Below are 12,180 nucleotides of genomic sequence, written 5' to 3'. Positions count from 1 at the left end.
CGCCTAGAAGCGCGTGCGAACGGTCACACCATAAGTGCGCGGTTCGGCGAGGAAGGCCGAGAAGATCTGGCTCGGAGCCTGGAAGGGCGAGCTGAACGCGACCTGCGAATAATCGGTGTCGAGCAGGTTCTGCGCCCAGACTTCGAGGCTCCAGCGCTCGTCCGGTCCGCGGATGCCGATGCGTCCGTTGACCAGCGCAAAGCTCTCTTGTTCCTTTTGCGGGAACAGGTCGGAACCGGTGTTGAAGCCGCTGGTGATGCGCGTGTCGACATAGAACAGCCCCGTCATGCCGGAATTGCCGATCGGCGGCGTCCAGGCGAACGAGCCGGTGACCACGAGGTCGGGCGCGTTCGACAGGTTGTCGCCGGGCAGCAGCCGGAGAGCGGGATCGAGCGGCGCGCCCTGATCGTTGCCGATCAGGTTGTTCTCATAGCTCGAGTCGACATAGGTGACGCCCGCCGTGACGTTGACATAATCGGCCGGCTGGATCGTCGCCTCGAGTTCGATACCCTGAGAGATCACGCCGGGCTCGACATCGTCCGTTGCGCAGCCGCCCGTCGTCGCATCGCCATCGCGATCCGCGCCGTTGAGGTTCGTACCGCAGCTGTTGATGTTCTGGACGAGGAACACCGTGCCGTTGAACGTGTTCAGCTGGAAGTTCGAAAACTCCTGGCGGAACGCAGCGGCGCTGATCGTGAAGTTCCGGCCCGTATATTTGGCGCCGATTTCGAACGCGTCGACGATTTCAGGATCGAACTGCAGCGCCGCCGTGCTGCCGGCGACCGCCGGATTAAACAGCGGAACATTGAGCGCCGACCGGTCGAGGTTGAAACCGCCCGCCTTGTAGCCGCGCGAATAGCTGCCGTAGAGCAGGAGGTCGTCGAGCGGACGGTAGGACAGGATTGCCGTGCCGGTGATCTCATCCTCGTCGCGCGTATCGTTGAGCACGAGGCCGTTCAGCTCTGACGTCGAGTTGCCCTGACAGGCCAAGCCGATAAGCCCGCCGGCAAGACCTGCGAGCGGATTCGGCGTGCCATCAGGCAGAGGCGCAAGAAGCGGCGTCAGCGCCGCCCGCTGTGCCGGGCATACGGTGTTCGTGTTGTTGAACGTCGCGTTGAAGCGCTTGCTCTCGTTCGTATAGCGCAGTCCTAGTGTCAGATCGAGTTCGTCGGTGATGCTGATGATGTTATGCGTGAACACCGCATAATTTTCGCTGTTCTGGAAATATTCGGTGCCATCGTCGCCGAGGCCGTTCAGCGTCGCCAGCCGATCAAGACCGCCGATGATCAGCGGTGTCGCCGGGCCGAAGGCCGGCGTCGTACCCGGCGCGGCGCCGGTCAGTACCGCCCGTCCACCGGCGCTCAGGCAGCCCGACTGGGTAGTGTCGATCAAGGCGGGGTTGACCGCGAGGACGATACGGCATGGTGCGAACGCGCCATATTGGTTGCCGAACTTCAGATTCTCGCGAACCGTGAGGTCTTCGTTCGCGTAATAGGCGCCGATCAGCCAGTCGAGCACGCCGTCAAAGGCTTCGCCCTGCAGGCGAAGTTCCTGGCTGAACGTCTCGAAGCGGCGGAACTGGTTGCCGTCGTCGGCGCGGAACAGGATGTCGACCGTGCCGTAATCGGTGTCCGAAGCTTGGGAGGCGTCATATTCGCGATAGGCGGTGATCGAGGTCAGCGTCGCGCCACCGATATCCCAGTCCATCTGCAGCGAGACGCCATAGTCTTCGGTTTCGCCGTCATAGGTGCGGCCCGGAGTCACGGACACTTGCCGCTCGTAGATATCGTTCTGCGACGGGATCTGAAGGCCGAGGGCCGTCAGGACGGGAATGATCGGATTGCTGAGATCGAGCAGTCCGGCATTGGCCGGCGCAAGCTCGGTCGTCGCATAGACGGCCGCACAGCAGCTTTCTTCGCGGCTCGTATAGTCGCCGATCAACCGGAAGGTGAGATCGGGCGTCGCTTCCCAGAGCAGCTGGCCGCGGATGAAATAGCGGTCGCGATCGTTGATCGTTCCGCCATTGGTGACGTCGTCATAGAAACCGTCGCGTTCGACATAGACCCCGTCGAGACGGAAGGCCAAACCGCTGGCCTCGCCGATCGGGCCGGTGATCCCGCCGGCGAGGCGGATATGATCGAAATTGCCATAGGTGGCCTCGGCATTGCCGCCAAAGTCGAACTCCGGCGCGCGGCTGACGATGTTGATCAGGCCGGCCGAGGCGTTGCGGCCGAACAGCGTGCCCTGCGGTCCGCGCAGGACTTCGACGCGATCGATTTCGCCGAGTTCATTGAGGCCGACACCCGTGCGCGACCGGTAAACACCGTCGATGAAGACCGCGACCGAGCTTTCCAGGCCGGGATTGTCGCCGACCGTGCCGATGCCGCGGATACGGGCCGAACCATTGGCTTCCGAGCCGGTCGACGAAACGAGCAGCGACGGCGCGAGCTGGTTGAGCTGGCGGATGTCGTTGGCACCCGAATTCTGGAGGCTCTCGGCGTTGACCGCGCTGACCGCGATCGGAACGTCCTGCAGCCGCTGTTCGCGGCCCTGGGCGATGACGACGATGACATTATCGTCGGCCGCCGCGTTCTGGGCCACGTCGGCCGGGGTTTCCGTGTCCTGAGCCACGGCGGGTGAAGCGATCGCCGCAAGGCCGGCGGTCGCGAGCAACAATGATTTACGCATGGGTTCGTCTCCAGTTCGCGGACATTTTGTTTTTATGGTTGGAGGCTTTCTATAATTTTCGGTGGGGAACGCCAGCAAATCCGATGGTTGCACGGCCTTAGCGTGCGCCGGTGATGCCTTTGGGCAACACACCGGGCGCTGGCCGTTAACCGCGCTGGGCGATATCAGGAGTCTGATAGGATGGTTCGGATGAAGGGGAGAAATCGACATGGCGGTTACGGGTATGGGCGGACTGTTCTTTCGGGCGCAGGATCCGGATGGGCTAACCCAATGGTATCGTGAGCATTTTGACTTGGGCGGTGGGGATAGTTGGTGGCATCAGGCGGCCGGACCGACCGTGTTCGCGCCGTTCAAGCAGGACAGCGATTATTTCAGCGCAGATAAAGCATTCATGATTAATTTCCGCGTCGACGATCTCGCGGGGATGATCGAGAAGCTCGAAGCGGCGGGGATCGAGGTTCTGCGCAAGGACGATTGGGACATGGACGGCAGCTATGGACGGTTCGCCCGCGTCCATGATCCGGAGGGCAATGCCATCGAACTGTGGGAACCGCCGGCCGAATTACCCGACGGCTGATAGCGGCGGATCCGCATTAGCGATTCGGGGCCTGGGCGCCGCCCAGCGAGGGCGGAACGCGTTTTTCGACTGCGGGCGTCGCGCCGCTCGGTCGGCGGACGAGCAGGATGGCGACGAAGATCATCGCCATTCCGGCGACATCGACCGCGGTCAGTATTTCGGCGAACCACAGGAAACCCAGCAATGCCGAAAAGAGCGGCTGGACGAGCAATCCGATCCCGCTGGCCAGCGGCGGGAGATGGGGCAGCGCATAGATGATGAGGCCCTGGCCCGCGACCTGGCTGCTCAGCGCCAGTATGAGCAAAGGCGTCCAGTCTTGCGGCCAGAAGGCGCCGCCGTCCAGGAGTGCGACCGGAAGCAGGAACAGCGCACCGGCGATCGTCGCGAAGCTGAGGGCCGACAATGCGGACAGCCCGGCGCGCGCCTTGTTCATCACGATCAGATAACCGGTATAGAAGATCGCTGCGAGCAGGCAGAGCAGGTCGCCGGAAAGGTTCACCGGTGAGACCGAGGCCGATTGTCCGGCGAGGGTGACGATCCCGGCGGCCGCCAAAAGCAGCGCAATGCCGGCCGTTCGTGTCGGCCAGCGCCGGATGACGGCATACCCCCAGATCGGGAACAGGAATGCAGTGGCGTTGGCCAGCAGCGTCGAATTGGCGAGCGTCGTGCGCTCGATCCCAAGATGCCAGCTGGCGAGGTCCGCCGCGAAGAACAGTCCGCCCAGTATCAGCCAGAGTGCACTCCGGCCCGATGGCAGCGACGGAACGCGGCCCTCTAAGGCGCGCACGAGCAGAAGCAGCATCGGCGCGGCGATCGCGAGCCGCCAAAAGGCCGACTGGACGGCGCCGACATCGGCCAGCCTTACAAACAACGGCCCGGCCGACAGGACGATGCTGCCGAGTAGGAAAAGCGGAAAGGCGAAACGAAGCGAAGCCGTCATCGCCGCCCCATGCGCGCATCGGACGGCGGATTCAATCGACGATGTCAGAGGCGCCTTATTTGGGCGCGAGCACCATCAGCATCTGCCGGCCTTCCATCTTCGGATGGGCTTCGGTCTTGGCGGTTTCCTTGGTATCTTCCTGGACCCGGCGCAGCAGGTCCATGCCGAGTTCGCGGTGCGAAAGCTCGCGTCCGCGGAACCGCAAGGTGACCTTCACCTTGTCGCCATCATCGATGAACTGATGCACCTTTTTCATCTTCACGTCATAGTCGTGATCATCGATGTTCGGGCGCATCTTGATCTCTTTGATGTCCTGCGTCTTTTGCGATTTGCGCGCGAGATTGGCCTTTTTCTGGGCCTCATACTTATATTTGCCGACATCGAGGAACTTCGCGACGGGCGGGTCCGCATTGGGCGAAACCTCGACCAGATCGAGACCGACATCGGCGGCCTGTTCGATCGCTTCGTTGGTGAGCAATACGCCCAGATTCTCGCCATTTTCGTCGATCACGCGGACTTTGGGCGACTGAATGAACTGATTGTAGCGCGGGCCGTTCATCGGCGGTGCCGCGGGGCGGCGGGTCATCGGGGGGCGTATAGCAATATCTCCTGTTACCGGGCGCGGCACTGCGCCCTTTGTCCTCAATATACGGTGCTTCGGCGCGGAATCAAAGCCGTGCTTTGCGCGCACGCCGATTGAACCACGCTATCGCAGGTCGGGCGGCCTCGCCTCATCGCCGAGCATCGTCACCAGTTCGTCGAGCGTCATCACCTTCTGGTGCTCGTCCGAGCCGAGACGCCGCAACGCCACGGTGCCCTCCTCGGCCTCGCGTTTGCCGACGACCAGCAGGTTCGGAACCTTGGCGACCGAATGTTCGCGCACCTTGTAGTTGATCTTCTCGTTGCGCAGATCGGTTTCGACCCGGATGCCGGCCTCGAGCAATCTCCCTGCGACCTTTTCGGCATAGTCGTCGGCATCCGAGACGATCGTCGCGACGGTCGCCTGCACCGGCGCCAGCCAGAGCGGCAGTTTGCCAGAATAATGCTCGATCAGAATGCCGATGAACCGTTCATAGGTGCCGATCACCGCGCGATGCAGCATCACGGGCCGGTGGCGTTCGCCATCTTCGCCGACATAGCTGGCATCGAGCCGGTCGGGCAGCACCCGGTCCGACTGGATGGTGCCGACCTGCCAGGTCCGTCCGATCGCATCCGTCAGGTGCCATTCGAGTTTCGGGGCGTAGAAAGCGCCTTCGCCGGGAAGCTCCTCCCAGCCATAGTCATCGGTGGCCATGCCGGCTTCGACGACCGCATCGCGCAACTCGGTCTCCGCCTTGTCCCAGTCTTCGTCAGAACCGAAACGCTGTTCAGGCCGCAGAGCCAGCTTGATCGCATAGCCCTCGAAGCCGAAATCGCGATAGACGCGATCCGTGAGTTCGCAAAAGTGCCGGACCTCTTCGACGAGCTGGTCCTCGCGCACGAAAATATGGCCATCATCCTGCGTCATCTGGCGGACGCGGAGCAGGCCGTGCAAGGCGCCATGCGGCTCGTTGCGATGGCAGCAGCCCATCTCGGCCATGCGGATCGGCAGGTCGCGGTAGCTCTTGATGCCCTGGCGGAAGATGAGGACGTGCGCGGGGCAGTTCATCGGCTTCAACGCCATCATGTCGGCGTCGCTCGAAACGATCGGCCCCTCGTCCTCGGTCGATGGAATCTCGTCGGGCACGACGAACATGTTTTCGCGATACTTTCCCCAATGGCCGGATTGCTGCCATTGCTTCGCATCCATCAGCTGCGGCGTCTTGACCTCGGCATAGCCGGCCTCGTCAATCCGGCGGCGTATATAAGCTTCGAGCTCGCGCCAGATGATATAGCCTTTGGGGTGCCAGAAAACGCTGCCTTGTGCCTCGGGCTGGAGATGGAAGAGATCCATTTCCTGCCCGAGCTTGCGATGGTCGCGCTTGGCCGCTTCCTCAAGCCGGTGCAGGTGCTGGGCGAGTTGCTTTCGGTTGAGCCAGCCCGTGCCATAAATGCGCGAGAGCTGCGGATTGCGCTGGTCGCCACGCCAATAGGCGCCGGATACGCGCAGCAGCTTGAACGCCTTCGGGTCGAGCTTGCCGGTCGAGGCCAGATGCGGGCCACGGCACATGTCCATCCAGTCGTCGCCCGACCAATAGACGCTCAGTTCTTCGCCTTCGGGAAGCTCGGCGGCCCATTCGGCCTTGAACGTCTCACCATCTTTCTCCCAGCGTTCGATCAGCGCATCGCGCTCCCAGACTTCGCGGCGCAGCGGTTTGTCCGCCGCGATGATGCGGCGCATCTCTTCCTCGATTGCGGGCAGGTCGTCGTCCGTAAACGGCCGGTCCTTGGGCGCGAAGTCGTAATAGAAGCCGTCCTCGGTTGAGGGGCCGAAGGTAATCTGCGTACCCGGGAACAGAGACTGCACCGCTTCCGCCAGCACATGCGCATAATCGTGCCGCGCAAGTTCGAGCGCCTCGGCCTCGTCACGGCTCGTAATTAGGGCCAGTTCGGTGTCGCGCTCCAGCGGACTCATGATGTCGCGTATCTCGCCATCGACTTTCGCCGCCAGCGCGGCCTTGGCGAGTCCGGGGCCGATATCCGCCGCGACGTCCCCCGGAGTCGTGCCGGACTCGACTTCGCGCACCGATCCGTCGGGAAGTGTGATGGAAATCATATCGGCCATCGAACTGTTCGCTACTCCAAAGCGGCATTTTCGCCAGCGGCTGCCTTAGATGGGGGTTGAAACAAGTCAAGCAACAGCATGGCTGCCGGGAGCAGGGCAGTCGCGCTTTTTTACGCGATCCGGAAACTATTAACGGATTGAGCGTTAGGGTTCCAACGAATGAAAACAGGGAGTTAGTATTATGCGTATCGCCGGCGCCGCGTTGTTCATGGGTGCTGCCGCATCCTTCGTCCTGGCCTGCACCGTCCCGGACGACCAAAGGCCCGCGATCGTCGCAGCCGATGCCGGCGCGATCCAGAGCTGATCGAGAAGCGCCTGACACGGCGTCGGGCCAAGTTGCATTTTCATCTTCGATATGCGCATCGCTGTGAGCGATGGCAGCGGATTCTTCAGGAGCCTGTCTCGTTATCGGGGCGGGCGATGATACGGGCGGCGCGATAGCCCGCGCCTTTGCACGGGAAGGGCTGGCGGCCTGCCTCGTGCGACGGCCTCGTCATGCCGGGGCGCTCGAGACGCTGGCGAGCAGCATCCGGTCGGACGGCGGTGTGGCTCATGCGATGCCGACCGATGCCCGGGATGAGGATGCGATGATCGCACTTGTCGCGCAGATCGAGAGCGAGGTTGGCCCGATCGAGGCGGCCGTCTTCAATATCGGCGCCAACGTGAATTTCCCGATCACCGAGACGACGGCCCGCGTCTACCGCAAGGTCTGGGAGATGGCTGCCTTCGCCGGTTTCCTGATGGGCCGGGAGGTTGCGAAGAATATGGCCGAACGCGGCCGGGGCACGATCCTCTTTACCGGCGCGACCGCAAGCCTGCGCGGCGGGCCGGGCTATAGCGCCTTTGCGGGGGCGAAATTCGCGCTGCGCGCGCTGGCCCAGACGATGGCGCGCGAACTGGGGCCGAAGAATATCCATGTCGCCCATGTCGTGATCGACGGGGCCATCGATTCGAAGTTCATTCGCGAAAACCTGCCGGACGTCGATACGAAGCGCGACGAGGATGCCATTCTGTCGCCCGATGCGATCGCCGCCAATTATGTGATGCTGCACAAGCAGCCGCGCAGCGCCTGGACACATGAACTGGACCTCAGGCCCTGGAAGGAGAGCTGGTAGCCATGAGTATGACCGTCGATTTCATCTTCGATTTTGCGAGCCCGAACGCGTATCTCGTGCATCGCGTGTTGCCGGGGATTGCCGAACGTACCGGTGCGACGTTCCGTTACATACCCTGTCTGCTCGGCGGCATTTTCAAGGCGACCGGCAATCAGGCGCCGATGGCCGCCTATGCGCCGATCCCCAACAAGCTGGCCTATGAACAGCTCGAGTTTCGTCGTTTCATCGAGAAGCACGGATTGTCCGACTTCAATTTCAACCCGCATTTTCCGGTGAATACGGTCTTGCTCCAGCGCGGAGCGCTCGTCGCCGATCGCGACGGGCGGCTGATGGATTATGTCGAGGCCGGCCTGCACCATATGTGGGAAGCACCGAAGAAGATGGACGATGCCGAAGTCTATGCCGCAGCGATGCTCGAGTCGGGCTTCGACGGCGCGGCGCTGGTCGAAGGGGCGCAGGACCCGGCGATCAAGCAGGCGTTGATCGACAATACGGCGGCGGCCGTCGAACGCGGTGCATTCGGCATTCCGACCTTTTATGTCGACGACGAGATGTTCTTCGGCAAGGAACGGCTCGGTCAGGTCGAAGAAGCGATAGCGGCGGCCGGCTAGGCTAGCGGCGCACTTGCAAACAGCACCCCGAAGGCGCGGCACCAGATCACGACCGAGCGATACTCGCCATCGAGCGCGTCGGCCGGGATCCGGTAGCTTTGATCGCCGCGGCTGCGCCGCAACCGTCCCAGATCGGCATGGCGGCGCGTCTTGCCGCCCGGGCATTGGGGATCCGCGGCGCATCGGTGACCCAGACCCTGAGGTCCGGCCCGCCGGTTACCGAAAAGCCCTCGAGGCGGACCTCCAGTTCTCCATTGGCGAGACGAACGACCCGCGCCGATCCGCTGGCCCGGTGCGATCGATCCGCCCCGCTGAACCGGCCGGACGCAAGGGTCTCGTCGACGGCTGTCTGTGCAACGGCGGAAGACGGATAGGGCCCGGACGAAAGCGGAATGGTCAAGGCTGCAACAGCTGTTGCGGCGAGGGCGATGTGCGGGAGCGTGCGTAATGGGGTCATGAGCGGTCCTTGCGGTTGCGGGTCGGCGACGTGCGGTCGTGCCGGGCTTCGCATCGCGGCCAATCATGGTTACAGCGCGTGGACGAATCGCCTGATTCGCAAGGGGGCATCCGGATGACCGAACTTCGTTATCACGATCGCAAGGGCAGGCCGCGTCTCGCCTATCGCCATCGCGAAGGCATCGGCCCGACGCTGGTTTTCCTGCCCGGCTACATGTCGGACATGACCGGCTCCAAAGCGAGCGCGATCATGGCCTATGCGGAGGCGGAAAACCGCGCCTGCCTGCTGTTGGACTATGCCGGATGCGGATCGAGCGATGGCGAGTTCGAGGAGCAGAAACTGACCGACTGGCGCGACGATGTCATGGACCTCGTCAACGCGCTCGTGCTGGGGCCGGTCGTGCTGATCGGTTCATCGATGGGCGGCTGGCTGATGCTGCTCTGCGCGCTCGCGCATCCCGAGCGCGTATCGGCGCTGGTCGGCATCGCGGCGGCGCCCGATTTCACCGACTGGGGTTTCACTCAGGACGAGAAGCTCACGATCCTGCGCGACGGACGGCTCGAACAGCCCTCCGACTATGACGATTCTCCCTATGTGACGAGCCGGACCTTTTTCGAGAGCGGCGAAGCGAGCCGGCTGCTGGGCACCGAGATCGCCATCGATTGCCCGGTGCGTCTGGTTCATGGCCAGCAGGACCGCGACGTCCCCTGGGAATATTCGGTTCGCCTCGCGCGACAGCTGCGTTCAGCCGATGTCCATGTCACGCTCGTCAAGGATGGCGATCACCGGCTGTCGCGCGTCGAGGATGTCGCGCGGCTGCTGGCCCAAATCGAATGGTTGCTCGCGAGCCTGAAAGCGTCCTGACATGAGTTTGTTTGTGTTCCTTGCCGCGCTGCAGGCGGCCCCGCCGCCTGTCGACCCGGTCCTGATTCCGCCGCGCGAGGAGAGCGCGGTCGAAACCGAATCCGCGGCCATGGCGCGAGCCCAGCGGTTGCTGAACTGCATGCGCTTGGCAGATTCCGACCCCAACGCCGCGATCGCCGAGGGCGCGCGCTGGGCGTTGACGGATGGCGGCATCGAGGCCGAGCTGTGCCTCGGCGTCGGCTACGAAAACACGGCTGATTGGGACGCTGCCGAGCGCGCCTATCTGCGCGCGCACGATCTCGCCGAGGCCGTGGAAGATACGCGCCGTATCGGCATTCTCGCCAATGCCGGGCGCGTGGCGCTGAGAAAGGGCGACGCGGCGGCGGCGAAGACGCGGTTCGATACGGTGCTCGCCGACCCCGATCTCAGCGACGATGTGCGCGGCAATATCCTGCTCGAACGCGCCCAGGCGCATGTCGGGCTGAACGACGGCAACGCGGCGCAGGCCGATCTCATTGCCGCTCAGGCGCTGCTGCCCAATGACAATGCCGTCTGGCTGCTCTCGGCGACCCTGGCGCGGCGGCAGGGCGATCTGGATGCGGCCGGCGACTTTATCGACCGCGCGCTCGAACTCGACCAGAATGATGCCGCGACCCTGCTCGAGGCAGGCAATATCGCGATCGGGCTGAACGCCTATGATATCGCTGAACAAGCCTGGACGCGCGCCGCTGCGGTGGACCCGGACGGCGTGCCGGGTCAGGCTGCGGCACGCTATCTCGAACGGCTGGCGGCTTTGCTGGCGGAAGAGCCCGGCGTACCGGTCGAGCTGCCGGATGGTGCGGAGATCGAATCTCCGGAGCCTGCAGATCCGCAGAACTAATCCAGATAGAAATCGATCGTCGTGACGACGCGTACCTGTTTGTAGGGCGTGTCGGCGACGCCATAGCCGCCAGCGTCTCCGTCGCGCGACTGGATCGAGAAATAGCCCTGCGTCGCGCTGCGGATGCCGCCGACATCGGTGCCGCTGTCTTCGGCGAACTGGTTGGCCGATGCCCGCGCGTCCCGCGTCGCCTCGGCCACCATCTCGGGCTTGATCTCGTTCAGCCGGGTGAAGGTGTAGCTCATGCCCGATCCTTCCTCGAGCACGACGCCGCGGCGGACGAGATCGAACTGGCGGGCGACGGCGTCCTGCGCCCGTTCGATGTCGGTTGTCCGGAGCTGCAGCCGCTGGCGGATCGTATAGGTCTGCTGCCCCCTATTGTTGCTGTATTGCGATACGTTGACGCCCGAGGGTTGCAGCGCTTCGGCTTCGAAGCCGAGTTCCCCGAAAAAGGCGCGGATCGCCTCGGTGTCGCGGTCGATATCGCCCTGCGCCTCGGCGAGGTTCGACGAGCGCGCCGAATAGGAAATCGTCCAGGTCGCCAAGTCCGCCGTCACCTCGCGCTCGGCGAGTCCGCGCACGGTTACCGACCGGTCCGCCATGCGAGCCCGCAACAGGCCGTCACCGAGCAGATAGCCGCCCGCGATCATGCTGACGCCGAGCATTCCGCTCGCGATCAGGATCGTTCGCGAGTCCGGCATATGCCAGCCCCGGCCTTTGTTTTCGCTATTGTCGTCGGTCATCGGTTCACACCCCTTATGCTCGCCCGCCAGTGCTTTCGTTCGCCCCGGCGGGCGTCTATGACGCGACCCGATACCGGTTCCGGCTATGAAGCTTCAGAGATGAACCGTTGCTGACTTACGATGAGCCGTTGACCGACGGAAGGAAAAAGATCCGATGAAATATCTTCACACGATGATCCGCGTTTCCGATATCGACGAAACCCGCGCCTTTTTCGATCTGCTCGGTCTCCGGGAGCTCAAGCGCTACGACAGCGAGCAGGGCCGTTTCACGCTCGTCTTTCTCGCCGCGCCCGGCGACGAGGACGCGCAAGTAGAACTCACCTATAACTGGCCGCCCGAAGATGGCGAGGCGGAGCAATATGATGGCGGGCGGAATTTCGGCCATCTCGCCTATGCGGTCGACGATATCTATGAAAGCTGCCAGCGGCTGATGGACGGCGGTGTCACGATCAACCGCCCGCCGCGCGACGGGCGGATGGCTTTTGTCCGCTCGCCCGACGATATCTCGATCGAATTGCTGCAGAAGGGTGAGGCGAAAGCGCCGGCCGAGCCTTGGGCGTCGATGGAGAATGTCGGCGAATGGTAAGGCCTGTCCGGCCCG

At 63.3% G+C, this 12,180-nt stretch carries 14 protein-coding genes; 7 read left to right on the top strand and 7 right to left on the bottom strand.

Features of this window, described 5'->3' with window-relative positions; genetic code table 11:
- Positions 1-3: 3 nt before the first annotated feature.
- Positions 4-2,688, bottom strand: coding sequence for a TonB-dependent receptor (locus HFP57_RS11465; protein ID WP_176869891.1), 2,685 nt, complete (start codon positions 2,686-2,688; stop codon positions 4-6).
- A 208-nt stretch (positions 2,689-2,896) separates the two neighbouring features.
- Here HFP57_RS11465 and HFP57_RS11460 point away from each other — a divergent pair, with 208 nt between their 5' ends.
- Positions 2,897-3,265, top strand: coding sequence for a VOC family protein (locus tag HFP57_RS11460; protein WP_176869890.1), 369 nt, complete (start codon positions 2,897-2,899; stop codon positions 3,263-3,265).
- Positions 3,266-3,281: 16 nt separating this feature from the next.
- Here the strand turns inward: HFP57_RS11460 and HFP57_RS11455 are convergent, their stop codons facing one another.
- The 3 genes from HFP57_RS11455 to thrS form a co-directional block, all read right to left on the bottom strand.
- Positions 3,282-4,205, bottom strand: coding sequence for a DMT family transporter (locus HFP57_RS11455; RefSeq protein WP_176869889.1), 924 nt, complete (start codon positions 4,203-4,205; stop codon positions 3,282-3,284).
- 55 nt (positions 4,206-4,260) lie between these two features.
- Positions 4,261-4,791 carry a translation initiation factor IF-3 gene (gene infC / locus HFP57_RS11450; protein WP_176869888.1) on the bottom strand — a complete coding sequence of 177 codons (531 nt, stop codon included), beginning with the start codon at positions 4,789-4,791 and terminating at the stop codon, positions 4,261-4,263.
- Positions 4,792-4,911: 120 nt separating this feature from the next.
- Positions 4,912-6,909, bottom strand: a complete 1,998-nt coding sequence (gene thrS, locus HFP57_RS11445; RefSeq protein WP_176869887.1) for a threonine--tRNA ligase — start codon at positions 6,907-6,909, stop codon at positions 4,912-4,914.
- 181 nt (positions 6,910-7,090) lie between these two features.
- On the opposite strand from thrS, the gene HFP57_RS18165 reads away from it, so the two are divergent.
- The 3 genes from HFP57_RS18165 (at position 7,091) to HFP57_RS11435 (ending at position 8,635) form a co-directional block, all read left to right on the top strand.
- On the top strand, positions 7,091-7,213 hold the full coding sequence (locus HFP57_RS18165; RefSeq protein WP_281363093.1) for a hypothetical protein: 123 nt from the start codon (positions 7,091-7,093) through the stop codon (positions 7,211-7,213).
- A gap of 70 nt (positions 7,214-7,283) precedes the next feature.
- Positions 7,284-8,024, top strand: a complete 741-nt coding sequence (locus tag HFP57_RS11440) for an SDR family oxidoreductase (protein WP_176869886.1) — start codon at positions 7,284-7,286, stop codon at positions 8,022-8,024.
- 2 nt (positions 8,025-8,026) lie between these two features.
- On the top strand, positions 8,027-8,635 hold the full coding sequence (locus HFP57_RS11435) for a 2-hydroxychromene-2-carboxylate isomerase (protein WP_176869885.1): 609 nt from the start codon (positions 8,027-8,029) through the stop codon (positions 8,633-8,635).
- Here the strand turns inward: HFP57_RS11435 and HFP57_RS18285 are convergent.
- Positions 8,632-8,724, bottom strand: coding sequence for a hypothetical protein (locus HFP57_RS18285; protein WP_425500741.1), 93 nt, complete (start codon positions 8,722-8,724; stop codon positions 8,632-8,634). The genes HFP57_RS11435 and HFP57_RS18285 overlap by 4 nt on opposite strands.
- Entirely contained in the window at positions 8,682-9,092 is a 411-nt protein-coding gene (locus HFP57_RS18075) for a DM13 domain-containing protein (RefSeq protein ID WP_246263128.1), read from the bottom strand. The genes HFP57_RS18285 and HFP57_RS18075 overlap by 43 nt, the downstream gene beginning before the upstream one ends.
- Before the next feature lie 114 nt (positions 9,093-9,206).
- Between HFP57_RS18075 and HFP57_RS11425 the strand changes: the two genes are divergently transcribed.
- Together HFP57_RS11425 and HFP57_RS11420 are read left to right on the top strand one after the other, a co-directional pair.
- The gene (locus HFP57_RS11425; RefSeq protein ID WP_176869883.1) at positions 9,207-9,956 is read left to right on the top strand and encodes an alpha/beta fold hydrolase; all 750 of its coding nucleotides are present in this window, start codon (positions 9,207-9,209) and stop codon (positions 9,954-9,956) included.
- A gap of 1 nt (position 9,957) precedes the next feature.
- Complete coding sequence (locus HFP57_RS11420) at positions 9,958-10,836, top strand: tetratricopeptide repeat protein (protein WP_176869882.1); 879 nt, start codon at positions 9,958-9,960, stop codon at positions 10,834-10,836.
- Here the strand turns inward: HFP57_RS11420 and HFP57_RS11415 are convergent.
- The gene (locus HFP57_RS11415; protein WP_246263673.1) at positions 10,833-11,537 is read right to left on the bottom strand and encodes an SIMPL domain-containing protein; all 705 of its coding nucleotides are present in this window, start codon (positions 11,535-11,537) and stop codon (positions 10,833-10,835) included. The two genes, HFP57_RS11420 and HFP57_RS11415, sit on opposite strands and share 4 nt — an antisense overlap.
- Positions 11,538-11,733: 196 nt before the next feature.
- Here HFP57_RS11415 and HFP57_RS11410 point away from each other — a divergent pair, with 196 nt between their 5' ends.
- Positions 11,734-12,165, top strand: coding sequence for a VOC family protein (locus HFP57_RS11410; RefSeq protein WP_176869880.1), 432 nt, complete (start codon positions 11,734-11,736; stop codon positions 12,163-12,165).
- The last annotated feature ends 15 nt before the right edge of the window (positions 12,166-12,180 follow it).

This window comes from Parasphingopyxis algicola (assembly GCF_013378075.1).
In the GTDB taxonomy this organism is placed as follows: Bacteria; Pseudomonadota; Alphaproteobacteria; order Sphingomonadales; family Sphingomonadaceae; genus Parasphingopyxis; species Parasphingopyxis algicola.
The sequence above is the reverse complement of the archived record's forward strand: the minus strand, read 5'-3'. Positions and strand labels throughout refer to the sequence as shown.

Bases quoted from the DNA above. Each gene is read 5' to 3' on its own strand.
- HFP57_RS11465 (WP_176869891.1), bottom strand. From the start codon at position 2,688: ATGCGTAAATCATTGTTGCTCGCGACCGCCGGCCTTGCGGCGATCGCT.
- HFP57_RS11460 (WP_176869890.1), top strand. From the start codon at position 2,897: ATGGCGGTTACGGGTATGGGCGGACTGTTCTTTCGGGCGCAGGATCCG.
- HFP57_RS11455 (WP_176869889.1), bottom strand. From the start codon at position 4,205: ATGACGGCTTCGCTTCGTTTCGCCTTTCCGCTTTTCCTACTCGGCAGC.
- infC (WP_176869888.1), bottom strand. From the start codon at position 4,791: ATGACCCGCCGCCCCGCGGCACCGCCGATGAACGGCCCGCGCTACAAT.
- thrS (WP_176869887.1), bottom strand. From the start codon at position 6,909: ATGGCCGATATGATTTCCATCACACTTCCCGACGGATCGGTGCGCGAA.
- HFP57_RS18165 (WP_281363093.1), top strand. From the start codon at position 7,091: ATGCGTATCGCCGGCGCCGCGTTGTTCATGGGTGCTGCCGCATCCTTC.
- HFP57_RS11440 (WP_176869886.1), top strand. From the start codon at position 7,284: ATGGCAGCGGATTCTTCAGGAGCCTGTCTCGTTATCGGGGCGGGCGAT.
- HFP57_RS11435 (WP_176869885.1), top strand. From the start codon at position 8,027: ATGAGTATGACCGTCGATTTCATCTTCGATTTTGCGAGCCCGAACGCG.
- HFP57_RS18075 (WP_246263128.1), bottom strand. From the start codon at position 9,092: ATGACCCCATTACGCACGCTCCCGCACATCGCCCTCGCCGCAACAGCT.
- HFP57_RS11425 (WP_176869883.1), top strand. From the start codon at position 9,207: ATGACCGAACTTCGTTATCACGATCGCAAGGGCAGGCCGCGTCTCGCC.
- HFP57_RS11420 (WP_176869882.1), top strand. From the start codon at position 9,958: ATGAGTTTGTTTGTGTTCCTTGCCGCGCTGCAGGCGGCCCCGCCGCCT.
- HFP57_RS11415 (WP_246263673.1), bottom strand. From the start codon at position 11,537: ATGCCGGACTCGCGAACGATCCTGATCGCGAGCGGAATGCTCGGCGTC.
- HFP57_RS11410 (WP_176869880.1), top strand. From the start codon at position 11,734: ATGAAATATCTTCACACGATGATCCGCGTTTCCGATATCGACGAAACC.